Origin of the sequence: Paenibacillus sp. y28, from assembly GCF_037137075.1 — a bacterium.
Taxonomy (GTDB): domain Bacteria; phylum Bacillota; class Bacilli; order Paenibacillales; family NBRC-103111; genus JBBBNV01.
In genome coordinates, this window is the sequence record NZ_JBBBNV010000011.1 from 17,892 (window position 1) to 42,777 (window position 24,886).

The 24,886-nt window shown below is 51.2% G+C and carries 22 protein-coding genes, 2 pseudogenes and 1 riboswitch; of the genes and pseudogenes, 5 read left to right on the top strand and 19 right to left on the bottom strand.

All coding sequences use genetic code 11. From position 1 onward, the window contains the following. Positions 1 to 237 precede the first annotated feature (237 nt). Positions 238 to 714 carry a ferric iron uptake transcriptional regulator gene (fur, locus tag WBG83_RS10870; protein WP_336745044.1) on the top strand — a complete coding sequence of 159 codons (477 nt, stop codon included), beginning with the start codon at positions 238 to 240 and terminating at the stop codon, positions 712 to 714. A 344-nt stretch (positions 715 to 1,058) separates the two neighbouring features. On the opposite strand, the gene WBG83_RS10875 is transcribed toward fur, so the two are convergent. Beyond that, positions 1,059 to 2,168, bottom strand: coding sequence for an MBL fold metallo-hydrolase (locus WBG83_RS10875; protein WP_336745045.1), 1,110 nt, complete (start codon positions 2,166 to 2,168; stop codon positions 1,059 to 1,061). 236 nt (positions 2,169 to 2,404) lie between these two features. Next, entirely contained in the window at positions 2,405 to 2,725 is a 321-nt protein-coding gene (locus WBG83_RS10880; RefSeq protein WP_336745160.1) for a DMT family transporter, read from the bottom strand. Between the two features lie 18 nt (positions 2,726 to 2,743). Between WBG83_RS10880 and WBG83_RS10885 the strand changes: the two are divergent. Then, a pseudogene (locus tag WBG83_RS10885) lies at positions 2,744 to 3,248 on the top strand (LysR substrate-binding domain-containing protein); the annotation flags it as partial. After that, on the top strand, positions 3,200 to 3,850 hold the full coding sequence (locus WBG83_RS10890) for an NAD(P)H-dependent flavin oxidoreductase (RefSeq protein ID WP_336745046.1): 651 nt from the start codon (positions 3,200 to 3,202) through the stop codon (positions 3,848 to 3,850). The pseudogene WBG83_RS10885 and the gene WBG83_RS10890, both read left to right, overlap by 49 nt. A gap of 199 nt (positions 3,851 to 4,049) precedes the next feature. On the opposite strand, the gene WBG83_RS10895 is transcribed toward WBG83_RS10890, so the two are convergent. From WBG83_RS10895 to cyoE, 14 genes and pseudogenes are all read right to left on the bottom strand, one after another. Next, complete coding sequence (locus tag WBG83_RS10895; RefSeq protein WP_336745161.1) at positions 4,050 to 4,832, bottom strand: phytoene/squalene synthase family protein; 783 nt, start codon at positions 4,830 to 4,832, stop codon at positions 4,050 to 4,052. A gap of 158 nt (positions 4,833 to 4,990) precedes the next feature. Further along, positions 4,991 to 6,664, bottom strand: a complete 1,674-nt coding sequence (locus WBG83_RS10900) for an ABC1 kinase family protein (RefSeq protein ID WP_336745047.1) — start codon at positions 6,662 to 6,664, stop codon at positions 4,991 to 4,993. Between the two features lie 39 nt (positions 6,665 to 6,703). Further along, positions 6,704 to 7,036, bottom strand: coding sequence for a phasin family protein (locus WBG83_RS10905; RefSeq protein ID WP_336745048.1), 333 nt, complete (start codon positions 7,034 to 7,036; stop codon positions 6,704 to 6,706). A 366-nt stretch (positions 7,037 to 7,402) separates the two neighbouring features. Beyond that, a pseudogene (locus WBG83_RS22615) lies at positions 7,403 to 7,573 on the bottom strand (monooxygenase family protein); the annotation flags it as partial. A 372-nt stretch (positions 7,574 to 7,945) separates the two neighbouring features. Continuing rightward, the gene (locus WBG83_RS10910) at positions 7,946 to 8,881 is read right to left on the bottom strand and encodes a DMT family transporter (protein ID WP_336745049.1); all 936 of its coding nucleotides are present in this window, start codon (positions 8,879 to 8,881) and stop codon (positions 7,946 to 7,948) included. Between the two features lie 128 nt (positions 8,882 to 9,009). Further along, positions 9,010 to 9,158, bottom strand: a riboswitch (FMN riboswitch). Between the two features lie 151 nt (positions 9,159 to 9,309). Continuing rightward, a complete protein-coding gene (locus WBG83_RS10915) occupies positions 9,310 to 10,374 on the bottom strand; it encodes a YheC/YheD family protein (protein WP_336745050.1) in 1,065 nt (354 codons plus the stop codon). A gap of 548 nt (positions 10,375 to 10,922) precedes the next feature. Continuing rightward, on the bottom strand, positions 10,923 to 12,374 hold the full coding sequence (locus tag WBG83_RS10920; protein ID WP_336745051.1) for a sensor histidine kinase: 1,452 nt from the start codon (positions 12,372 to 12,374) through the stop codon (positions 10,923 to 10,925). Further along, positions 12,352 to 13,059 carry a response regulator transcription factor gene (locus WBG83_RS10925; protein WP_336745052.1) on the bottom strand — a complete coding sequence of 236 codons (708 nt, stop codon included), beginning with the start codon at positions 13,057 to 13,059 and terminating at the stop codon, positions 12,352 to 12,354. Before WBG83_RS10925 ends, WBG83_RS10920 begins: the two co-directional genes overlap by 23 nt. Before the next feature lie 61 nt (positions 13,060 to 13,120). Then, positions 13,121 to 13,471, bottom strand: coding sequence for an Asp23/Gls24 family envelope stress response protein (locus WBG83_RS10930; protein WP_336745053.1), 351 nt, complete (start codon positions 13,469 to 13,471; stop codon positions 13,121 to 13,123). Positions 13,472 to 13,714: 243 nt separating this feature from the next. Next, complete coding sequence (locus WBG83_RS10935) at positions 13,715 to 14,083, bottom strand: DUF423 domain-containing protein (RefSeq protein WP_336745054.1); 369 nt, start codon at positions 14,081 to 14,083, stop codon at positions 13,715 to 13,717. A gap of 184 nt (positions 14,084 to 14,267) precedes the next feature. Next, a complete protein-coding gene (locus WBG83_RS10940; RefSeq protein WP_336745055.1) occupies positions 14,268 to 18,353 on the bottom strand; it encodes an NEAT domain-containing protein in 4,086 nt (1,361 codons plus the stop codon). 613 nt (positions 18,354 to 18,966) lie between these two features. After that, on the bottom strand, positions 18,967 to 19,557 hold the full coding sequence (locus WBG83_RS10945; protein WP_336745056.1) for a hypothetical protein: 591 nt from the start codon (positions 19,555 to 19,557) through the stop codon (positions 18,967 to 18,969). 39 nt (positions 19,558 to 19,596) lie between these two features. Next, entirely contained in the window at positions 19,597 to 20,268 is a 672-nt protein-coding gene (locus WBG83_RS10950) for a DUF1361 domain-containing protein (RefSeq protein ID WP_336745057.1), read from the bottom strand. Positions 20,269 to 20,460: 192 nt separating this feature from the next. After that, a complete protein-coding gene (gene cyoE / locus WBG83_RS10955) occupies positions 20,461 to 21,384 on the bottom strand; it encodes a heme o synthase (protein WP_336745162.1) in 924 nt (307 codons plus the stop codon). Positions 21,385 to 21,882: 498 nt separating this feature from the next. On the opposite strand from cyoE, the gene WBG83_RS10960 reads away from it, so the two are divergent. Beyond that, entirely contained in the window at positions 21,883 to 22,056 is a 174-nt protein-coding gene (locus tag WBG83_RS10960) for a hypothetical protein (protein WP_336745058.1), read from the top strand. A gap of 142 nt (positions 22,057 to 22,198) precedes the next feature. On the opposite strand, the gene WBG83_RS10965 is transcribed toward WBG83_RS10960, so the two are convergent. Beyond that, positions 22,199 to 23,275, bottom strand: coding sequence for a lactonase family protein (locus tag WBG83_RS10965; RefSeq protein WP_336745059.1), 1,077 nt, complete (start codon positions 23,273 to 23,275; stop codon positions 22,199 to 22,201). Positions 23,276 to 23,452: 177 nt separating this feature from the next. Between WBG83_RS10965 and WBG83_RS10970 the strand changes: the two genes are divergently transcribed. After that, positions 23,453 to 23,764 carry a hypothetical protein gene (locus WBG83_RS10970; RefSeq protein ID WP_336745060.1) on the top strand — a complete coding sequence of 104 codons (312 nt, stop codon included), beginning with the start codon at positions 23,453 to 23,455 and terminating at the stop codon, positions 23,762 to 23,764. A gap of 50 nt (positions 23,765 to 23,814) precedes the next feature. Here the strand turns inward: WBG83_RS10970 and WBG83_RS10975 are convergent, their stop codons facing one another. Then, positions 23,815 to 24,270 carry a GNAT family N-acetyltransferase gene (locus tag WBG83_RS10975; RefSeq protein WP_336745163.1) on the bottom strand — a complete coding sequence of 152 codons (456 nt, stop codon included), beginning with the start codon at positions 24,268 to 24,270 and terminating at the stop codon, positions 23,815 to 23,817. Between the two features lie 139 nt (positions 24,271 to 24,409). Then, complete coding sequence (locus WBG83_RS10980) at positions 24,410 to 24,847, bottom strand: N-acetyltransferase (protein WP_336745061.1); 438 nt, start codon at positions 24,845 to 24,847, stop codon at positions 24,410 to 24,412. Between the last annotated feature and the right edge of the window lie 39 nt (positions 24,848 to 24,886).

Here is a 24,886-nt window from a genome sequence, read left to right on the forward strand (position 1 = left end):
TGCAGCATAACTTCATTTTGTAACCGGCTGCTACTAGGGGAAGAGTGACGACTCATGCAGTCCAGCCGGACGCAGAGCGTGACAGCATGATAATAAGTGTCAGTTGCATCTCACCCGAAATTATACTAACATTAGATTAACAATAATTCTAAACGAATGATTGATTATATTGCGATAACCAGTCCTAAGCGCAGATAAGGCGTAAGGCGTTGAAATCGAAGGAGGTGCCGTACCAGCATGAATATCGCAGAAGAAATTGAGAGAATTAATCGGCAAATAACAAGCAAAGGCTACAAGCTAACCCGCCAACGTGAAATAACGCTGACTGTATTGTTAGAGAACGAGAAGGAGCATCTAAGCGCAGAGGAAGTGTTCATGCGCGTCAAGGAGAAGTTTCCACATATCGGACTGGCCACAGTCTACCGGTCCCTAGAACTGTTGGTGCAGCTTCGCATCGTGGAAAAAATGAACTTCGGCGACGGCCTTGCCCGTTATGACCTGCGTCATGAAGACCATGAACATATGCATCATCATTTGATCTGCACCTCCTGTGGCGCCTTGGAGGAAATTCAGGATGACTGGCTGTCTGAGCTGGAAGATCGCCTGAAGAAGGAATACGGCTTCCAGGTGACGGACCATCGGCTGGATTTCATGGGCAGCTTCAAAGCCTGTAGCACCGACAACTGCAAAAAACAGAAAACTGCGGTTTCCTAAGACGCAGCGGGAAACATTCGGCATCGCAGACCGACGGGTTCCCTTGCTGCTTACAGCATTTCATCCGCTGTGTCAGAGCCTGAAGCAGGCTCTTTTTGCTGTCCGGATGAATGGCGTCAGCCGCCGCTCAACCTCCTTCACAATCAGAATCCGCAATAGCCCGGATTGGGCTGCGCACGGTCATATTCAAGAAATTTCGGCAGCCAGGAACCGTTCTTGCAGGCTCTCGGGGTCGTTCAGCAAATGACGAATGGCATCGAGACTCGCTAACTGAAGGCGGAGACAAGCAAAAGACGGCACAGCATCGTCTGCGCCGCCGCGGCATAAGCTTCCTTTCTATATCATTATCCTCTCCACCATGCAGATGCCGGATATGAGGCTGTTCCGATGGGAACCGGCTCGCCGATCTGCGGAGTCGCCACAGCGATGCCTCTCGGCTTGGCTGCTTTCGTCACCCGTTCGACAGGGTCCGTCCAGTCATGAAAGCCAAGCGTAAACGCCCCCCAATGAATCGGCAGCAGCAGCCTTCCTTGTACATCTACATGCGCCTGCACGGTTTCCTCCGGCATCATATGAATTGTGGACCATCGTTCGTCGTACTGCCCGCACTCCATGAGCGTCAAATCAAAAGGACCATACTTCTCGCCGATTTCTTGAAAATGCGGGCCATACCCGCTATCTCCGCTGAAAAAAATATGGGCCTCCCGGCCGCGGATAACCCAGGAGCACCACAGCGTCCGGTTGCGGTCGTTGACGCTTCTTCCCGAGAAATGTCTTGCAGGCGCGGCCGTCAAGCGGATTCCGCCCAGGTCAGACTCCTCCCACCAGTCGTGCTCTGTAATAAGCTCCTTTTTTATACCCCACCGTTCCAAGTGGCTGCCTACACCGAGCGGTACGAAAAAATGTCCGACCTGATCCTTTAGCCTTTGAATGGAAGGATAATCCAGATGATCGTAATGATCATGAGACAAAATAACCGCATCTATCCATGGTAACTGCTCGATTGCAAACGGCAGCTTCTTGCTGTAGCGCTGATTACCGAACCAGGGAAAAGGGGACGGAGCCGTACCGAGCATGGGGTCTAGCAAAATTTTTTTCCCGTCCAGCTCCAGAAACAGCGCCGAATGGCCCAGCCAGGTAATTTGAGGCTGTCCTGCCGATGCCGATTCCTTCCGGCCCACAGCAGGAAGCGACTTGATCGGAATAGCTTCCCTCGGGCGTCTGTTCGGATTGCCCTTGAAGTATTCCTTCAGCATCGAGAACATACTGCCGGCACTTGTGTCCATCAGCGTCTCCACCTGATTCATAAACCTCCCGGCGGCGTAATTGCGGGATTGCTCAAAAACAGCTCGTTTCTCCGGCGGCGCTTGCCGGCCGAACACGGGGTTAAAGCGCAGCACGAGGAACCCGGATAGGACAAGTCCGGCAAATAACAGGAGAGAAATAAGCAGCATCGGGTTAACCTCTTTCTTCTCTAAAGGATTGTCATTTAAAATAAATGAATATTCACTTATAAGTTGATTAAAAGCTGGAAGCTCTTACGCATCGTGACTTCGCATGAATGTTCATTTCATTTTTCAGACTCGCTTGCCACGATAAGAAGCTCCGTCGCCAATTCTATTTATAGCCGTATATTAAATGATCGTTCAGTTAAAGTCAATGCCCGGTGCTTCATCGGCAGCTTCTGGCATCATGCCTGTCGGCAAACGCGGCGGACTCTCTCTTGCAACAACAACCCTACGGCTACGCCCAGCCATTGAAGCTTGCTGTACACAGCGCCTGTAAACAGCGTGCCCAGTACAATGACCAGCATCGGGTTTATAAACGTAATGATGGCGGATTCGCCGGAGGTAATCCAGCGCATGCTGAAGTAGACGCAGCCCATAACGCCCGCGGATTGAAACAGGCCGATAATCCCTGCCTGCAGCCACTGCTTGCTCCCGCGCGGCCGCGGCCTCCTTACCGCCAGCAGTGCCAGTAAGCCGCCCGCCAGCACATAACGGATGCCCATCAACCAAAATGGCGGGGCGTACAGCTGGCCTTGATGACCGGGCATACGCAATTTTTGATGGACAAGCTTTTATCGGCTGTGAGTGCAATCACCCGGAGCTTCAATCCGTTCCGGCTTTTCAGGAGGAGCTGATCATCGCTGCCGCGGCATCCGTCGGATCAATCGAGGAAGCTGTCACCCGGCCGATTCTGGTGTTCAGCCCCGGCTGCTCTTATCGTGATGCTCTGGAGCGGTGGCTGCGTTCCAGCGGGCTTGCGCAGCCGGTCATCATGGAATTTGGCACACTTGAAGCAATCCTCGGCGGAGTCGCTGCGGGACTGGGCATCTCTATGCTGCCCCGCACCGTCGTCAGCAAGCAGGTGGAGGAAGGCATCCTCCGCGCTACACACTCCCTGGCTCCATGCGCTGCATGCAAACCGAGTTTATTACACGCAAGGATTCGTTTAAGACCAGCTCGCTGCAGGCCTTCATTAGATGCTGCATGAGGCCAAGGCTGCCGGTATGCGCGTTATTACGATGGTAACCACCGTGAAGAAAGCGCTCCTGGCTGAGCAAGCCGGCAGTGATGCCGTCGTGGCCCAAGGCAGTGAAGCCGGCGGGCATCGGGGAACGTTCGATGCTTCGCAGGAGCCGATGGGCGCGAACATCGGCTCCTGCGCCTCGGTCCCGCAAATCACGGACCACGTCGGTATACCCGTCATTGCAGCCGGCGGTATCATGGACGGCCGGGGAGTGGCCGCCGCCCTTATTCTCGGCGCGCAGGGCGTGCAGCTCGGTACGCGTTTTTTGACAGCCCGGGAATCTGGCGCCCATCCGGCCTATCAGCAGGCTCTGCTGGAGAGCACCGAAGAAAGCACCCGGATTACGACAGCGTTCTCCGGCAGGCCAGCCCGGGGGCTCCGTAATGCCTTCATGCAGCAGTGGGAGGACAGCCGGACGGAGCCCCTGCCCTTCCCGACACAAAATACGGCCACCCGCGACATCCGCAGCGCCGCCGCCCGGCAGAATAATCCCGACTATATGTCGTTGTGGGCCGGCCAGGGAACCCGGCTGTTGACCACAGGCCAAACCGCCGGTGAGATTGTCGCTTCCCTCGTTCAGGACGCAGAAGCCATTCTGGCTTAAGCCGCTGCCCGCCGTCATACACCTCACATTCCGCACCCCTGGCAGGTGGTAGTGAATGGAATTTTTTTGGGGGGGCGAACATGCTGTTATTTGTTAAATACACGGCTATTCCTCGCGGGAAGCTGTTCACAGTCAAAAAAGCCGCCCCAGCTTTGCCGGAGCGGCCCCTTCTTCTCGTTCCATGAACCGGCTGCCGGAATTATCCGGTGATCCGGTTCACAATTTTTAAAACCGTGTCTCTCGTTAGCTTGTTGCCGCCCGCGGAAATCAGCTTCACAGTCGCATGAGCCAGCGCCAGCGGAATTTTGCAAAATTCCATTGCCGGTCCTTCCTTCAGCTCAGCAATGTATTCGTCGGCCAGCTTCAGGTTGCGGCGGGTATAGTGGAGCATTTCCTTGGAGCCCCAGCCATCCGGATAAAAATCGACACCGCGTTCCAAGTCCTCCGTCCGGTTCCGCAAAATATTGACCGCCTGCAAGCCGCGGCCAAAGGCAACCGCCTTCGTCATATCGGAGGTTGTGCCGTCATACCAAAGCCAAATCTCCGATAACATCTCCCCGACCATGCCCGCTACACTGTACGTGTAGCCGTCCAGCTCTTCTTCCGTTTTAATATTCCAGCCGACATTCACCCATTCGGCCATCTGCTTGGACATGCGGGCAATGTAACCGTAAATTGTCGGCGCCACGGTCGGCGGACACAACAGCGCCCATTCATGAAGCCGCAGTGTTACTTCAGGCAGCACATCCTTATAAGGGGACAGCACCTTCTGGACCGCCTCAGCCATATCGGGGGCTTGTATGGCATCGTGCACACCCTGCAGCAGCTCGGCTTTGATCGTCCCTGCGAGGTCCGCATCATCCTCGATCTCATCAATGGCCCGCATACATAAATAGGCGGAGGATACAGCCTCCTTCAAACCCGGCGTTAAACGGCTAATCGGAATATAAAAAGTCCGGCTTGTTTGTTGCAGCATGGTCATTGCATCATTCAGAACAACGTTAGTAGTAATGAGTGCTCCCTCCAAAAATAGCTTCTACGTTTTCTCTAATGATACCATACGTTGACTAGCAATGCATTTCGTTTAAAATGTGAACATTTCTTGTCGAAAGCCAGCTTATCATGTCGGATTCAAAGGAGCTAAAACCGGCCGGATCGGAGAATCGCATAAATAAGCCACAAAAACAAAACCGAGGCGATAACAAAGCCGATTTCGATGACCGGAATTCTCCAGAGCATCGTGCTTTGATGGTTCATCGACGAGCCGATGATCAGCCCGGCCATCACAATGCTCAGAGAAAGCAGCACGATGCTGAACGACATCTTATTGCTGATCTGATCGAGCTTGCGGAAGAATGTGTTCATCTCTGGAGTAGACAGCTCTACCCCGACTTTGCCTTTTTTGACCACCGAGGCCATATCCTTGAGAATATGCGGCGCTTCCATGACCAGGTCCATATATTCCGGGATGCCGTCCATCCACTGGCTCATCATTTCCCGCGGGTCCAGCTGATCCCGCATCAGACGGCGGCCGAACGGCTCGGCCACGTCGAAAACGCTGAATTCCGGGTCCAGCGCCGTGACGACCCCTTCCATCGTCAGCAGCGTCTTGCCGAGCAGCGTCATCTCGGTCGGAATGACGATACGGTGCTGAAGCGCCAGCGAGAACAATTCGTTGACCGCCTCTCCGAGCCGGATTTGGCTGAACGGAACCTGGTAGTACTTCTCCCGCAGCTCCTCCACATCCATGCGAAGCTGCGCCCGGTCCACATCCTCCGGCACGATGCCCATCTTGGATATGGCCCGGATAACCCCGCTTGATTTCTGATTGCGCAGCGCAATGACAAAAGCAGCCATCTGCTTCTTCATCTCCGGGGACAACCGACCTACCATGCCGAAATCCAGCAGCGCCAGCCTGCCGTCGGAGAGCACCAGCACATTGCCAGGATGCGGATCGCCATGGAAAAAACCGTCTATCAGCACCTGGTGCAAAATGACCTTCGCGAAGCGCTCCGCCAGCCGGGATCGATCATGCCCGGCTTCTTCCAATCGGCTCCTGTCGTTCAGCCGAATCCCTTCAACAAACTCCATCGTCAGCACTTTTCGGGTAGAGTACTCGACATATACGCCGGGAATGACGATTTGGTCCTTCATCTGGTTTCGGGAGGCGAATTTATCCGCATTCCGCACTTCCGCTCCGTAATCCAGCTCGGTCAGCAGCGCCTTGGCTATCTCTTCCATCATATCGCTCAGCCGGTAGCGCCGGGCCCATTCCAGCCTGCTCTCCGCCAGCTTGGCGAACTGGGTAATTATGTCCAGGTCTGTCTCAATGACAGAACGGATGTGAGGCCGCTGCACCTTCACAGCGACCTGTGTTCCATCATGCAGGACGGCCCGGTGAACCTGGCCGATGGAGGCGGAGGCGATCGGCGCTTTGCAGAAATCGGCGAATACCTCCTCCACCGGCGCCATCAGCTCGGCTTCGATAATAGCAGCCACCTCTTCATAAGAAAAGGGGGATACATGATCCTGAAGCCGCTCCAGCTCCGAGATAATCGATGCCGGGACCAAATCGGGCCGGGTGCTGGCAATTTGCCCTAACTTGACATAAGTAGGCCCCAAATCCTCCAGCAAAAGGCGAATCCGCTCTCCGAGCGTCTTCTTATGGATATCCTGCTGACCCTTCCCCCGCACGACAGCAAACTTCTCCGTAAAGCCAAGCTCACTGGCGATGAAGCCGAAGCCGTTACGGGCAAGCACCATCCCTATTTTTCTAAACCGGTGCAGTTGCCGAATTTTTTTGCTTCCTATCATCAAGCTGCCTCCTGCCCATCGGGACCCGCTCTCCGTGGACTATTCCTCTGTCCGGTCCCGGCCTTCCGCATCCTCTTGCCGCTTCAGCTGCTGCTCCAGCAGAGCAATCCGCTGCTCCAGACGTTCCACGTCCCGCTTCGTTGCAATGTGCTGCTCCTCCAGGAAGGACTGCACCCGCTCCTGTACAGTCGCATCCATGCGGGCCCGTGCTTCCTCTCCTTTACGCAGCAGCTCGTCAACAAACGAGGAGGACTCCTGACGGCTGACCTCCCCTTTTTTTACAAGCTCCTCCACTGTCTTTTCCACCTGTTCCTTACTTGTAACTGCCAATCCGAGCCCTAATGCGACCGCTCTGCCAATCAATTCTCTCATGAGGGTCCCTCCCTGGATTTTATAAAATGCGAAGCTGTCCGTTATACGTTTATTGTACAGTAATTTACACAAAAATCCAAAAATTGATGCATCAAGCCCGTTAAGCCGCTACAAGAGCTTCTTATTCGGGCACTTCTATATATTCAGATACTCTTGATTTCAAAATTTCAATTAATTCCTACCCATTGAATCCGTCAAAAATCTTCTCTGCTGTTAAACTGCGCCACTTATTGCGGCTGCATATAAACAGTATTTTGATGTGTGGTCACCTGCACTTAAATGATTTATGGGTGGACTTTCTACTTTATGTTCTCTCCAGATTCTTCCTTGCATTTTCTCTAATGACCTTGGCTAGCTTTACATTACTTATCTGAATCCACTCATACCGAATTTAGGCATATTTCCATAAATACATTCATATTGTCCGGGTTCAATCATGTACGTTTCACGATAAATCCCTACTGTTCCATCCGTTCCAGCCGATTTATTAAATTTTTTCCATTGTTCAAGATAAGTGCCACCCCGGGCATAGTTCTCAAGCTGTTTCGTAAGTTCTCCAGTATTGTACTAAAGTGATCCCTCTCCAGCTCAAAAAATTTACTCTGTACTTATACATCCCGTTTCAGGATTCTGGTACAGTTCTTTAAGCATTGGTCCCATTGCTTTTATTACTGGAATCCTTGCCACATAAATCGCTCCTCATTTGGATTATAGGATCATCATGTCTTGAACGATGTAAACATCATCTCTCTTCCCCTATTTATCAAACGAGTAACTTGCACAATCTTCCATCACCTTCATTGTACCAGCATTATCAGAATAAAACATAAAAAGAGAACCCTGCCCTGTTTTCCGCAGGAAACTGCAAAAAAAAGCTTCGTTCCCGATCATGGAAACGAAGCCGTTCTTCTATTCTCTTTGCCTGGAAATCAGATACAAAGTAAGCCAAATGAGGATAAATCCGATTGCCTGGGGCATGGTAATCATTTGGTGGAACACAACCCAGTTTATGAGCACTCCGACCATCGGGAAGCTTAATTCCGCGAGTGTCGCATAAGAAGCTTTGATCCCGCTAAGCCCTTTGTAGTAGACAAGCAGGCTGAGCAGTCCGGGCAGCAGCGCCTGCAGCACCAGATTCAGGAGCACAAGCCCCTTCCGGGACATCTCGGCCGGGAAGCTCCAGCCTTGCCCCTCCAGGCTTGTAATGACGATCAGCAGCGGCAATGCGAGAATGAACCGCAGCGCCGTCACGGTCTCATACGACATTTTTCCCAGCATATAACGGCCCATCACCGTAGAGCCGCCCCATAGCAGCGCCGCTCCGATGGACAACACGCTGCCCATCTGCACAAAATCACTCAGTCCGCCAACCGGCAGCGTCCAGCCGAAGGTAAGCAGATACGTACCAGCCAGCGCGAGCACGACGAGATTGCCGAACAGGCGGGGCAGCTTTTCTTTCAGCAGGTATCTGGCCAAAATAATCGCAAACAGCGGCTGCAGCTTCTGCAGCAGCAGAACGACGTTCAGGTCGCCATGAGCAAGCCCCTGTGTAAACAAAATCGTAGCCAGCGCCGAGCCGCCCCAGGATATGAATAGAAGTGCGCCCAAATGTGCTGCCTTCAGTCCCCGCAGCTCCGCTCGGTGCCGCCACAGCACCGGTGCAGCCACAAGAAACAATATCAGGTGCTCCAGCAGCACAATTTGGGTGGATGTGAGCGAGTTCAGGAGAATGATACGGAATAACGGGTCAACCCCCCACAGAGCCGCCCCTAGAACGACGAGCCAAAATTCCGGTTTAATGCGGCGTCTGTAATGCACCGCTGTCAATGTAGAAGCGTTGTTCATGTTCATTAACCCCTTCTGAGTCCAGGGAGCGTTCGGTAAAAAAAGCCCCGTTTCGCGCAAGCTGCGCAAAACGGGGCAAATCAAATAAATCTACCTGTGCCGCTGTCAGCAGCACCTGATAAATTTACTGTGATCTTCTACCATCCGGACTTTACCGTCGGCCTTGGAATCTCACCAAGTCAGTCCTTGGCCAAGTACAGGCCGAGGAGTCGCGGGCTTGTTTCTGTGAAGAAACATCACCGCCGGTTGGGAATTTCACCCTACCCCGAAGATCGATATATTTTGTTTTTAACAACTTGTTTACATGGAATTGGTTCGAACTGTTGCAACGTTCTTTACAGTTTATCATAAAACGTCACGCGAAAAAAATCAATACTCTTTTTCATATCAAGTTCATCGGATTTATTCCGCTGCTGCAGGCATCTTCGTCAACCTCTGCGCTTCTTCCCGCTCATTAGAAAATGGGCATACCGCAGCGGGGTTAAATACGTCTGATAAAATGCTTTTTCCAGCCCCGCTTTCTGAAACGTAATCCGCTGATCCCGGCCGTTCATTTCAATAAATTTGACAGCCCCGCCCTTCTCGACCCCCATATCGAGACCGATATCCGCCAAATGGGGAAGCTTCTTGCCGAGAAAAGCCGCTATTTTCAAGGACGCTTGCTTCACTTCCCTCGTTACAGCCTTCTCCGAAAATCCGCTGCCCTGAAACAGCTTGGCGCAGGGTTTAACTTTTCCGCCTTTGGCCACATTCGTGACATGCTTCCCGGCTGCAGCCACCTTGCCGACCATTCCTGTAACCTGCCACGATCCCAGGGGGCCGCGCTGCACGGAGACACGCAGATCATACGGCCTTCCTTGATGCGTGGCTAAGGGAATTGCCTCCTGAATAATATAGCTTCTGCCTCTAATCATTCGGTCCATACAGGCAAGCGTTTGCTGAAGCGTTTTGTGCAGAGGCTTTCCTTGTTTTCCCCGAATCAAGTATTTCCCTCCGGGAGCGTTCTCGATCTTGAAAATACCGTCCCCTACACTGCCGCTGGCGGGCTTGATAAAAAGCGGCGTACGATTTTTCAGCACCTGAGCCAGCTTGCCTCTTGAATACTTCCAGGTAGCCGGAACATAGCTGCGAAGACGGTCATTTCCGGAAAGCAGCCGGTTAATCTCGTATTTGCTAAACCGGTTTTTCCGGTTGAATACAACGCTTTTTTTAGCCAGGGACGTAAGCCGTTGTCGTAATTGAGCCGTTGCCGTGAATGCCCGATTATGAATCACCGGAGGGATTTGGTGCTTGACCTTGGCATACCGGCCGCCGCTGTACGTAAAGCTTTGTGCCGAGGTATGATTTATTTGGGCAAGCGTCATATAGTACGGCTTCAGGCCCAGCTGTTTGGCCGCCCGGTTATACAATGAAATACGTTCATAACCGGTTTTCTTGCGGGGAATACCGTGATACATCGAAGCGTCAAGTAAAATCCCAACCGCTCTCTTCATCGCTCTACCTCCGGCTTGTTTGCTTGAAATCATGACAATTTGATCGTAAATATGAAGTTATATGGGGAACCGCTCACTAAGCGATCCCGGATGCCAAAACTGAATTCAGCAATAAAAGCTGCAGCGGCCCGCTCCCCGATCAGAAGAACTGGCTTCTGGTCAGGCCGTACTCTTCTTTTGCCAAGAAGATGCCTACGCGCCCTTGGAGAATGTATTGCATTCGCCCTCTCTCGGCTGTTTCCTGTCGCAGATAGATTAGTATATGTGGGCAAGAGCAAACCCGCTTGGACACTTGCAAGCAGCGACCGATATGGCTTCAAAAGCCGGGCAGAAAAATAGTTTTGCCGCAGCTGCCGCTTCCGGTTGGGTTGATATAAAGATAGAGCTACTATGCCGACTGCTCCCCGGCGCCGGACTTTCTACGATAAAATAAAGCTTCCAGCGCGCCTGTCCTTCCTCATGCCTCATTGACAATAAAAACAAGCCCCAAGCCGGCAGGGACTTGCAATTTCTCGTAATTAAGGAGAGTATTCACTTCAACCCGCCGCCTATCGCCTGTTTAAGCGTGGCTGCTCGTCCAGCTTCCTCCTCAGCCGAATCGTGAACACAGTTACTTCCTGTCCTTGATCGCGAAGCTCCAGCGTGCCTCCCATTTTCTCTGTGTTTTTTTTGGCAATAGATAGTCCGAGCCCGGTTCCGACTTCTCCGGTCCGGGCTTCATCCTTGCGCACGAACGGATCGAAGATGGTATTCCATAGCGGCTTTGGAATTCCGATACCGGTATCGGCGATTTCGATAATAACCTCCGTCTCGGCCGGGATAAGCTGCACCCGTAAGCGTGTTTCCGGCGGATTGTAGGTTAGCGCGTTGCCAATCAGGTTTTGGATGACACTGGATAGCAGCTCGGCATCGTAAACAGCATAGATCGGCTGATCGGGGATATAAAGCTGCAGCACGAACTTTTTTTGCTCGATGTCCCCGTACACATCAGCGACGACCTCCCGCAGGAAGTCGCCGATTTCGCTCTGTTCCAGCCGTATGACATAGTCGGGCGAATCAATTTTGAGGAAATCCAGCATGTTGTGAATAAGCCTGGTCACTTGGGCGGACTTCCGGTAAATGTAGCTCATGTATTTCACCTGTCGCTCCCGCTCCTCTACCCGTCCTTCCAGCAACGCTTGAGCATAACCCTGAATGCTCGTAATCGGTGTTTTCAGGTCGTGGGACAGATCCACAATGAGACGCTGCTTGCTCTCCTCGGCATGCCGCTTCTCGGCCAAGGTGTTCTCAATCACATCCCCCATATAATTGAAGGCCTCGCGAATTTGAACGAACTCCTGCTCCGCATCAAGTGATATCCGGGTGCTATAGTTGCCGTCGACCATACGTTTGAGCCCTTGGGATATTTGGTGCAGCGGCCTTCGGATACGCCGGGCGACCCAGGCGCTGTAGAAAAAAATAAGCAGCAGCATAAGTATGATCCAGAAGGCCAAGTAATAAAATACCGGCACGTAAAAGCCCGGCTCCCGCAAGGAATCATTCACATTAATGTTGACATAATTCCGGGGCAGCTTCAGAAGCAAATACTGCGAGTCTCCCCGATTCTCCAGGGCCGCCACAGAATAATAATACGCTTGTCCGTTCCGGTTGGAGAGCAGCTCATACAGCTCCTTTTCGGAATACTGCTGCACCTCGTCCTGCTTCCGGCCTTGAACGCGGATGACGCGGCGGTCCGCATCCAGCTCCTCCAGCCAGCCGCTGCCTTGAAGCAGACGGTCAATTTCCGTCCGGGTCTGGCTGCCGTTCACGTACATTCCGGCTTCCAGCTTCAGCTCGGGGTCAACAATACGAGTGGTCTGCATTCTCCACTTCACATCCTGCAGGGCCATAAACGTGCTTCCTGCCATTACGATCAGCAGAATCAGATTAAACAAAAAGAAATCCCAGGTCAGCGACGTTTGCAGCTGCCGCCGGGCTCTATATTTCCTCAGGAGCTTCAATTTTGTATCCCAACCCTCGTATCGTTTTCAGGTAATCCGGCTGCTTCGGATCACGTTCGATTTTTTCACGGATGTTGCTGATATGCACCATAATCGCCCCGTCCTCATGAGCGTAGTAATCCTGCCACACCGCTTCATAAATTTTTTTCCGGGTAAAGACGCGTCCGGGCTGCTCCAGCAGCAGCTCCAAAATTTTGTATTCAGTAGAGGTAAGGGCCACCGGCTCACCGCCGCGGAACAGCCTGCATTGAATGCGATCCAGCACCAGGTCCCCGACGACAATTTTATCTTCCGTCTTCTGGGGAGCGCCCCCCGCGTCAAAATGATGCACTCTGCGAAGCAGCGCCTGCACGCGCGCCACAATCTCCAAGGGATTAAATGGCTTGGCGATATAATCGTCCGCTCCTAGCGACAGACCCAGGATTGTATCATGATGCTGGCTTTTGGCCGATAAAAAAAGAACCGGGAAATGATGTGCTTCCCGGATTTTCTTAATCAGCTTCAGTCCGTCCATCTCCGGCATCATAATATCCAGAATCGCCAGATCAATGTGATGCCTTTGCAGGACAGCCACCGCCTCGAGGCCATTCCGGGCTTGAAAAATCGTATAATCCTTCTCCAAATACAATTGAAGCAGCTCTATAATCTCGGATTCGTCATCCGCAATTAAAAGGTTGTACGTCATAGGGCCTCCTGCTGATATCAATCTTCTTCATCCGGCTGCGGCAGCCTTGTTCCGCATCCGCTCAAAGCGCGGAAATAACGATGTTATCTACCTTCACATGGACCGCCGTAACGGTCAAGCCAGTCATCGTTTCCACCGATTCGCAAACATGGCGCTGGAGCTGGCGGCAAACCTTATGAATTGGATGTCCATAGTGTACAGACGCGTGAAGCTCAAGTGCAACTTCCCCTTGCCCCATTACAACGGCAACACCTGTCTGCATATTTTTACCGCTCAGTCTTTTTACTAGTCCGTCGGCCTTGCCTGTGGACATCCCGGCAATGCCCGGGGTACTCAAAGCTGCAGCGCCTGCCATTATGGCTATGACCTTCTCCGAAATCCGAATCGAACCGTTGTATGCATCTTCCGGCATCGTTCACCCTCCTCCGCTCGTATCCAAATCTCGCCCTGCCTCGTTCAATGAGCAGTTTCATTATACCCGGCTAATATAAGCCCAGGTTAAGCAAAACCTTAAGATTACCTAAACGAATCAGGCATAAGGTGTGAACCGGAGATCAGACGGCATAAAAAAGTACCGAAACGTCGTATAGACTTTATCGGTACAATTGGCAGCAGCCTCGTTATTGTATTACAGTCTATTTCATGGTTTGCGGGCTTAGACCTGCACAGCAGCTGCCGTAAGCAGCGCCCAGCCGATTAGAAAACAAAGTCCGCCGATTGGCGTAATCGCCCCCAGCTTCTTCATGCCCGTCAGGCTGAGCACGTACAAGCTTCCGCAGAACAGAAGAATACCTGCAAACAGAAACCACCCGGCTGTAATGACAAGCGCGCTCGGGATAGCCGTATGCGCCAGGATAGCCATCAAAATCAAACCCAAAGCGTGCGCAATTTGGTACTGAACCGCAGTTTGATAAATAGCCGCCATCTCGGGAGACAGCCGCTTCTTCAGCGCATGGGCCCCGAACGCTCCCAGAACGACAGAAAGAAACATATTGATGCTGCCCAGCAGCAATAACACCTGCATATTCAAACTCCTCCTGAATCTATAGTCTCTCTCATTGTACCACGGCGGACGAGAACAACCTAGCCTGTGCACAGCTAAGTCCGATTCCGAATCTATAACGATAAAAGAAAGAGGATACCGGTTTTCTGGTATCCTCCTGTCCGGACCGCAGTCATTTCATATCCACTGCAGTCCATTCTTTCAATTACTTTGCATCCAATAGCGCCAAAATTAATTTGATTGCTTCTGCTCTTGTTGCATTTGCAGCCGGAGCAAACTGATTATTGTCTCTGCCATTCATGATGCCTTTGCTGTATGCCGCTGCCACATGAGCATAAGCCCATGGTGGAACCGCCTGCTCATCCGCAAAATTCAAGCTATCCGCATCATCAAGCTGCAGATTCAAGGCTCTGGCGACGATAACTGCAATTTCCGAACGGGTAATGCTGCGGTCCGCCCGGAAGGTGTTATCTTCGTAGCTGCTGATCATTCCTGCAGCCGCCACTTTCGCAAGATCAGATTTCGCCCAATCCGGAACAAGGCTAAGATCCGAATAGTTCAAAGCAGATCCTGTGTCTTCCAGCTGAAGAACACGTGAAATCAATACGGTAAATTCGGCACGGCTGATTTCATCGTCCGGACGGAATGTTCCATCCTCATAGCCGTTAACGATGCCGAGCGAAACTGCGCGTTCAACATATTCCTTAGCCCAGTGACGTTGTACGTCCTTCACCGGTTGAATGCTTGGCGATTCGGTCGTATCGGCAGGCTCTGCCGGAGTCTCGTCCGTCGGCTGTTCATCGTCGATCACTTCTTGCGCGTCTGCTGCTGCAAGCAAGAGCTCTGCGACGACTTCCTCACCGCCGATATTCGCTGTAATCTTCACCTTGGATGCAAGGCTTGCAACCTCAAATTGAATTTCACGCGTGCCCTCTGCCTGATTCTCGCTAACAACCTTCACCTCTGTCTCAACGCCGTTTTGTACGACCTTGAGGGAGCTGATCTCACTGCTGTCCTTCAAGCGAAGAGTGACATAATTCTTATCCCCATCAACGGCCAGCAATGCTGCGCCGTCAATATGCTGTTGCAGCGCGGACTGCTCGCCAGTGCCGGTGCTCAACAGCGTGTAGGTCACGTTATATTTACCGTCTGCCAGCGTTACTGCCGGTGCAGACGCAGTGCTGCTTGCGGAACCGCTGCTTTTGCTTCTGTTCTTCTTCCCCCCGCTGCTGTCCGTGCTGCCGCCGGCTGTTGTAATGGCTCCAAAGCCGAATTCAATATCGTACTCATAATCATAGATGCCGAGCGGAGGACCGAGGTCCCAGTAAACCTTAATCCACGCATTCAAACGCTTGGACAGATCGGCAACTTCAAATTTCACCACGCGGGTGTTGTGGACTGTATCGACACTTAGAATCTCGGTTTCTACCAAAGTTCCGTTTTGCAAGGTTTTCAGCGACAGGTTCTCCGTATGCTGCTTCAGGGTGAACGTAACAAACGTTTTATCGCCTTCTACATGCAGCTTGGCACTCTCCTCATCGACAAATTGATGCATAAACGATACTTCGTTCGTACCATCCTTGAATACGGTAAAGTCGATTGGATATTGGCCGTCCGCCAGCGTAGGCAGCGGATTGTTCGTGATGATAGTCAGCTTCGCGGCATCATAGGCTGCCAGCAGCGCTGAATATCTCAGGTCGATGGTTGCTTGCGCCGTTTCGGAGCCGTTAGCAGTGGTTTTGGCCTGGTTTAGCGCTCTGTTCATTGCGGTCAAAGCTCCTGCCGGGTATTGGCCGTTCCACACGCCTTCTCTCATCTGCTCTTCATCAATCCGGGTAATCAGCGCTTTGAGCTGCGTCTTATCGCCGCCAGGAATGATTTTTACGGCAGCCGAAAGCTCGCCATCGATCTGGTGCCTGTTTCCCTCTTTATTGATGACCCACATATCGGAAACCTTGATGCTCGTGCTCTTCTCGGTTGTTGTCGTCTTCGTACTCATGTAGAACGGAAGCACGTCCGCATAATCAACCGTCAGGTCAATCGGATTCTCCGAATCCAGAACCCCAGTGGTCATCTTGACAACACCTGGTGAAAGCTCGGTTGCTACTGGAATATTATATTTCGTATTTCGATTGATGGTGGACATTGTTAGAAGCTCCGGATCAAACGTAAATGTCGCCTCGTATCCGTGAACTTGCTGGAACGCGCTGTCGCTTACTGAAATAATCCGATTCTGAATCGAAACCCGGTTGCCGCCATAAACAGTTGCCGGTGAAGTTGTGAGTGTCGCCTTCGATACAGCACCAATCACAGAGCCGGTAAGGGAGGTTATTGCGGCTTGCAGGGCTGCTGCCGCCTGATCCATCTGCTCTTGTGTAGCGTTCGTATCGTCTGCAACCGACTGTGCCGCCGCAATCGCCGTCAGCAGAGCTGCCTTGGCGCCTGCGGGATATTCGCCGGTTGCGGTCCCTTCTACTGCTGCGTCATGCTTGGCTTGCGCATCGGCAATCAGAGCGACTAATGCGGCAGCATCGCCGGCACTCGGAATCGTTACGCCCGTGACAGCGACTTGAACATCGTACTCGTGATCATAAATAAAGCCCTCGGTGATAACCCAGTAAATTTTAACCCAGGCATCGATTTTGCTGCTCAAATCTTCCACTTCAAATTCAACGGTTCTTGTATTCGCGGTTTCATCGGAAGCGATAATCGCCGTTTCCGCAAGCGGCTCGTTGCTATTCAATTTCGTTTTGAAGCTCAAAATTTCTTTACTTTGATTCAATGTGAACGATACATATTTTTTTCCATCGCGGATGGAGAGCTTTCCGCTTGCTTGGTTAACATAATCATACATCACAGATTTCTCATCTGTGCCTGCTTTGTACATCATGAAGCTAATCGGATAGGTGCCTTCGCCAAGCACAACAGAGCTTTTAAAGGCCTGGACCGCAGCTTCCAGCGCTGCTACAGCATCATCCGTCTCCTGCTGAGCTGCCGCCGCATTGACAGCTACGCCTTGCGCCGTTGTGATAGCTGTGAGAAGCGCTGCTTTTGCACTTTCAGAATACTGCCCTGCATCCGTGCCTACGACAGCCGCGTCATAGTTGGCTTTCGCCGAGGAGATCCCTGCATTCAACTCCGCTTTATTCGCAATACCGATCGCGCCGAAGCCGTACTCAATATCATACTCGCTGTCATAGAGGAAATCAGGCGTTAATTGCCAATAAATTTTTACCCAGCCGTCCAGATGCTTGGCAATGTCCGGAACTTCGAATTTTACAATACGCTTGTTGTTTGCAACGTCAATACTCGGAATATCCGTTTCAACCAGCGCGCCGTTTTGCTTGGACTTCAAGCTCAGGATTTCTTTGTGCTGATTCAAGGTAAAAGAGAAATACTGCTTGTTACCTTCCACATGCAATATTCCGCTGGTTGGATCCAGGTAGCTCTGCATGATCGAAACATCATTCGTTCCATACTTATAGATTGAAAAATCAATATTGTACTCCCCATCCGGAAGTGTCGGAACCGAATTGTTCGTAATGACCGACGGCAGCAAGGCCTGATACGCATTATATAATGCCGTATATTGAGTATCAATTGCAGCTTGTGTAAATGCACCACTGTTTACCATTGACTTTGCTGAAATTAACGTGCTCATGAACGAAGACATTGTGCCGGCCGGATACTGGCCATTCCAGATACCTTCTCTTGGCTTAGCCGTTTCTATCTGATCAAGTAAGGCCCGAAGCTGTGTCTTATCGCCAGCAGGACCGACCGTTACTACGACGGATGCATCCTCCAGTTTTAATTTGTCGCCCTGTTGATTTGTAATATAAATGTCCGATGCAGTAATGGTAGTATTAATTGTTTGCACAGTCGTCTTGGACTCCAGGGCAAAGTTAATGAAGTTTGTTGAGCTTCCAGCCAGACTTTCCGGCGAGCTTGTATTGGAAACCTCAGTCGTTACTTTATACTTTCCTGGAGCGATCATGGCAGCCTGAGGATTATTAAGCGTGGTCTTACCGCTGGTAACAGCAGAGTAGTTATATTCATCCGTATCAAATGTAAATAGGGCTTCATATGCGTAAACCTGTTGGTAAACGGTATCTGTGACATTCGCAATGGATTGGCGGACCGTTACCTTATTCCCTCCTAGAATGGAAGGTGTCAACGTTGTTAAAGCAGTTTCTGCATCACTTACTGCAAGTGCAGCCTGAAACGGAATGCCTGCCAGCAGCACCAGCGCAATAAGCAAGCTCGACATGATTTTCTTGAATTGCCTGTTCAAAATAGCTTCTCTCCCTCTCATTTGTCTCTCTACAAACGAACCTTTTTTTGAAGCAAGGACACCTGGATTTCCTTATGTCTCTTGCCTGTCAAGCAGACGCAAGGGTATAAATGGCCCTGCCCAAGCCTGAGAATGAATGATTTTGTTCAGCAAGCGTAACGTTCTCTGGTTCGAAGATGACAAGATTTGTTCAACCCTGATTTTGGGTTTGCCTACTATCGGATGTCATAAATAACCAAATCAAGGTTAATGATATCAATAATCATTCTCAATTATAATCCAAAAAAATAGGCCCAATCCCGCTTCGAACCTGACACAATAACGATAATCATTCTCAATTTGAGTCAAAAAAATGAAGCCCACCCGGCTCTTTTTTTCCAACTCTTGCTGCATTTACATCCATTGCATTCCTCCTTGCTGTCCTTTGGTAAAAATGACACAAAACATGAACTACGTGTTGATAGTATCTTACGCACCTGAAAATTGTCAACTCCTTTCTTAGCATATTATTTATTTTTTTAAGCTTTGTGAATATTTTGCAAGGCGGCTTCCCCCTGCTGAAATCCAGTAAAAACTGCGATTCCACATTGCCGGATTCACCGCCTCCGAAAATTCAAAACGTGTACAAGTCGAGCCCGCGCACCTTCCCTAGCAGCTCCTGTTGACCATACGCTTCTCCATACGTCCTCAAAAGCCTCCTCAGCTCAGCCCGGACCTCGCCCGAAATCAGATAATCCCCTCTTGTAATCGTACGGACTTCATATGCCAAAAGCTCCAGCTCGAAGGTAAATTCGACCTCTTCCAGCTTCTCGTTCAGCAGCGTAATCAAATCCTCCGCTGTCCGTACATTTTCTGAGCTGGAAAACTGCGCCCACTTCTCCTCCCACCTGCGCTTCAGCACGCATAAGCCCTTCAGCTTTCGGGCTCGAAGCTCCTCCGTTAATGTTCGGATACGCAATCTCTCTTTTTCAGCATCCTTCAACCGCTCCTGCAGCTCGTTATACATTTCATGAACAAGCTCAATCGCTTCGAATTTCTCCTGTGGCGTCCGCGGCATAACTGCAAACAAATCTTCATTTAAGATGCCCCTTACGAAACGGCCAAACGCGCGTTCCAGCCGATTCACTGCGCTATTGTAGTCAGCAGCAGCCTGGTTAAGCAGGTTGTCCGCCAAAAATCGTTCTGCCAGCTGCTTTCCGTTCATTGCTGCACCTTCCTTTGTTCTAAAAATAGGTCATCATGGCTATACCTTGCGCAGGCCATGCAGGAATACATAGAACGTGACATGTACTACGGCGATGAACAGCCCGAACAGGAGGCAGAACAGCACCGACTCCATCGTGACGGTTTGCCGGATTGTATCCAGAACGGCCTGCCTGTCGGTAAACACCTCCCAGCTGTTCAGCCTGTATTTTCTGCCCAGCAAAATGCCATAGCCGGCCAGCAAAGACACGGCAAGCACAAAGCACCACGAAACGAAGCGGCCATACATGCCGCCGATCCATTCCTGAAGGCGATAAGTGGAGAAGAAGCCGAGCAGCAGGCCCGTCCATGCAAACAACATAATCACGATAAAATCATACCAGTAATAAAAGATAAGCTGCCCGTCAGCGCTATATCGTGTTTTTAACAGCGTCAAGTGAACGAGATCCGTAACGATGTAGGGGGAATTGGGGTAAAACAGCAGCCATATGCCCCCGAGAGATGCAAGCAGCAGCAGCCTCAGCTTCCCCTTCAGCCAGCTCTGTACAGGGGCGATCAGCCCGGCTGCAGCCATTGGAATCCAGGCCAGAAACAAGTTCCACACTAAGAAATCGTAATGGGTTTTGTTTCTCAGCCCGACATAAAGAGCGCAGGTGAGCAAGGTCAGAGCGCCTGAAACGAGATACACCTTTTTCTCATGAAGTGCCTTCATCAGCTTCTCCTTGTTTTTTTAACGATGATCGTATTTTGTATCCAACATAACCACGCGAAAGTCTGGTTTACAGCTTCTCATACTGTAGACGTAACTCCCTTGGTCCGGGTTGCACAATAAATAAGCTTCCCTGCAAGCATAGCTGCAAAAAAAAGACCACATAGCTGTGGTCCGGCATGTCATGCTTAAAAGTTAAAACAACGGTCTAATTAGAGAATAGCCGATAACAACAGCCAGCAGCAGGGTCAAATGATTCAACGAATAAATGAACATCATTTTGGCCCATTTCTCCGAGGTCATTTTCTTGTAGCCCATAATACTCATGATGAGCCACCCGGCACTTAAAATGAACGCAACGGCAACTATAATCGGGCTTAACGACCAGAACAGGAAGCTGGCCAGCACCAGCGCTGCAAGGTACACATTGGTTTGAATGTACGTTCTTTGAAATCCTTTTACAACCGGCAGCATCGGCACGTTGGCCGCTTTATATTCATCATGCCTGCGAATGGCAATCGCGTAAAAATGCGGCATCTGCCACAGCAGCATCACCACAAAGAGTGCAATCGCGCCCGGCTCAAGCAAATCCGAGGACACGGCGGACCAGCCAATCAGCGGCGGAACGGCGCCGGAGAAGCTGCCGACCTCCGTATTATAAATGGTACGGCGTTTAGTCCAAATCGTATAAGGCACGACGTACAAGAAGAGTCCCAAGAAGCCGAACAACGCTGACAGCGGCGATGCCATATAAAGCAGAACAACACCGAGCAGCGACATCCCGCTCCCGAGGGACAGCGCAAGCCGGGAACTCATTTGGCCGGTTACTGTCGGCCGGTTTTTGGTTCGCTCCATGATAAAGTCGATATCCCGGTCATACAGGTTATTGAAGGTTCCAGCCGCCCCGATGACAAACGCAGAGCCGATAATCGCCAGTGTGATTTCACCGATTTTATCCAGCATGGGAATGTTATTGATCAAAAGCGCCATGCTCAGTCCGGCAAACATAGCAATCAGATTGGATTTTATAATTCCTATTTTAATGGTTTCAAATACAATTTTTTGCATTTGCCGACCGGAGAAAATCGGCGCCGCTTCCAGCGAATTTTTTTTTGCCATACTCACGGGTGTTCGTCCTCCCTGTCTTCAACTGATTTAACTATATGCTATCATATCCCATGTACAAATCCACCCTCCCGTCAGAACAAACACAAATCTGTCATGATTCTGTGAACATTTGGTTAAGCTTCAGGCTCGCAGGGCTTCCTTCCCGATACTCCGCATTGCCCGGCTCCGGTTCTTCCCGTCGTTCGGAATATACTCCAACAGGTTGCCCAATCATTGGAGAATTCATGATTTTATTTTAAACCGGCAGCATTACCGGGCTACCGGCAGCCTGCTTCAAAAGCGACTTGATGCACAGCTTGTGTTCATATCACGCTGCAACTGACGGATATCCGCTTGAATAAAGCGGTAAACCTTGGCATACTTACATTAAGCACGGGTTACATACCGGATAACGGCTCTGCTTGGCAAGCGAGAACGATCCGGCGCAGCGGAAGCCTTCACGCCATGGGCCTTGGCGAATGAAACCAACCAGATAGGAGACTGAATCACGTGAAAATATATGTCATTCTTTCATTTAACGAAGCTGGAATGGATAATGTGTACGTAGGAACAGATGAGGAAAAAGCGCTGGCCTTCAAGCCCGAAGATTTCGATAATTGTGACGCCCTGTTCGTAGAAATCTGGGAAGATGGCGAGAAGGTCGACGATTACCGGCTGGAGTAGACCGCTCTATTTTCAAAAGAAGCTGCTGAGAGCACCATTTCCGTTATGGCTCCAGCAGCTTTTTTGTTAAGCAGCATAGCTCCTCCGCAGCCTGCCCGTCCTATTTGATGGCAGAGCTTCCGTAGAGAAAGCTTTCAAAAGCCTAAGATTCCAGCACCGCAAATTTGACGCAAACCGGCTTTGAAATCGACAGCACATCACCGGTCGGCGTCAGCTTCCCTGTTTCGGCATCTCTGGCAAATGAAACCACGTTGTTGCCGTCCCGGTTCGCCACCAGCACGAAGCGTCCGTCGGGAGAAACTGCGAAATTGCGCGGGTGTCCGCCAAGTGTGGAAGCGTATTCCACGACAGCAAGCTGGCCGCTGGATTGATCGATGGCGTAAACTACCATGCTGTCATGCCCCCGGTTTGAGCCGTAAAGAAATTTGCCGTCAGGAGATACATGTATGTCGGCGCAGGCATTTTCGCCCTGGTAATCGTCCGGCAAGGTGGAGATGGTCTGGATCTCGCGCAGCACGCCCTGCTCCTCATCGTATGAGAAAGCGGTCACGGTCGAATTCAGCTCATTAATGACGTAGCCGTACCGGTAAGACGGGTGAAACGCAAAATGGCGCGGGCCCGAACCCGGCGTTACCTGAACCTCCCCATGGGGAATGAAGCGGCGGTTGGCCAAATCGAGTTGATACATGATAATCCGGTCCAGCCCCAGATCACAGGCGCCTGCATACCGGTTTGCGCGGTCGACAAACACGGAATGAGCGCGCGGCCGATCCTGTACAGGAAGAACGCTTGCCCCGTTGTGGCGCTGAATATCCGAAGCCGCTCCCAGCCGCCCGTCCTCCTCCAGCGGGGACAAGCCAATCATACCGCCGTGGTAGCTGGATACCATCACATATCGGTTCGTCTGATCAAGCACAATATGACACGTCGGCGCCGGCACCGTATGCTCCTGATTCAGCAAGGACAGCTTCCCGGTAGCTGGATCAATATGATAGGCAGCGGCAGCCCCGCAGCGTTCGTTATCCGCATTCAACCCTTCTGTCAGCGCGTAGAGCTTCAAGCCTTGACGATTTACGGCTACGAATGTCGGATTTTGCAAGCCGCGGGCTTGATCCAGCAGCGTCAGCCGGCCTGACGCGCTATCGTATTTGCAGGAGTAAAGACCCGGTTCCTTTGAATCGGCATAGGAGCCGATGAATGCTAGAATTTGTTGCTCCATGACCAAGCACCTCCTGTTTCCATTGATGTTCTATGCGCAATTATCGCAAATCTGCTTCCGGTTGGCAAATGTTTCGTCCCTGCCCTGCAGCATCCCCAAGAACGCAGACCTTTACAATCCTGCTATAATAAAAGCAATACCATTGATATGCACCATGCTTCATTAGGAGGAATCCCTGTGAATACAACGATTCAGCAGGCAATGGATACGATGCTAAGAAACTGGAACGCCATGTCGGGGGCGGATCATGATGATGCCGAGCCGACGGCGGATGAATTCCAGTCTTCGTTTTATGCTTTTATCGATGAGCTTCGGGAGTGGCTCTCAGCGCTGGAGCATAAGCCGCAAACACTGGATGAACTGCTGGAGCTGCCTGAGATTCAAACCATCGTCGAGCAGCTGCCCGCGCCGCTGCATTTGAATTTCGAGACGGAAGCGGAGCTTATTCTGGACAATCAGCTGCGGATTGAAGAAGACAAGTACGATTAGGCTTTAAAGACTGCAGCAATCCCTTGCCTCGGCCGTTTCTTCTTTGTATCTTATGGCGCAATGTGCTGCTGCAAGCGAAGCATATCCCTGCACAGTATGCCGTTCTCATAAATGGGATTCTGATAATGTCTGGTAAAAAAATCAAGCTCGACACCGGTAATACGAAATCCGCATTTCTGATACAGGTACAGCTGGCCGATGCTTGAATTGCCTGTCCCGATTTCAATGGTATGAGAGCCTATTGCGCGGGCCTGCTGAATCGCATGAGCAAGCATAGCTTTTCCGAAGCCGTTCCCCTGCAGATGCTCGGCTACGGCAATATTGACGATTTCGCTCGTGTATGGCCTCGTCGGCAATAAAACATACACGCCTGCTACTCGCCCTTCATGCTCTAGTACAAAGCATCGGCTGCGGGGAAGATACGATGCAATGACATGCTCTTCCGGGTCAGCCAGCAGCAGTAACGCCATCGGTGCTTCCTGCGGCTTAATCTCCCTGATGTTCAAGCTGCTCAAGATTATCCCCCTTTTTCACCCCAGATCAAGCATCGCGTTAGAAAAGCGTGAAGAGCGGTATGCTCTTCACGCTTTTTTCTGGTATACAAGCCGGGGACTGTCCTCTTGACTCGGACAGCACAATCCGCTGTTACTGTGCCCTGGTCCAGACCATAACATATTCTGCAGCGGACGTCTGCTCATCCACCAGTTCTTCCCGGATCGTAAACCCGTTTTTGAGATAGAAGCCAAGCGCCCCTTCATTTTCCCGGTACACCTTTAGTTCGATCCGATCCTTCCGCCGCTTCACATCATCCAGCAGCCTCCGGCCGTATCCTTTCCGGCAATGCACCGGGTCGATAAACAGCGCAGCCAAATAATGATCCACCATGGAAATAAAGCCTACCGGGCCTTCCCCTTCATCCAAAACATAGGTTACAGCCATCGGCAAATAGGTGTTCTTCATGGCATCGGCCTTGGACATCCAATACTCCCGGTCGATGAAGCTGTGGGCCTGAATTGAGCCACGAAGCCAAATCCCGATCATGAGATCCATATCGCTTGCCGCCGCTTCTCTAATGTGAGCCATAGCTTCCTCCACGGTTTGTTTATTTTAATGGATGCCTTA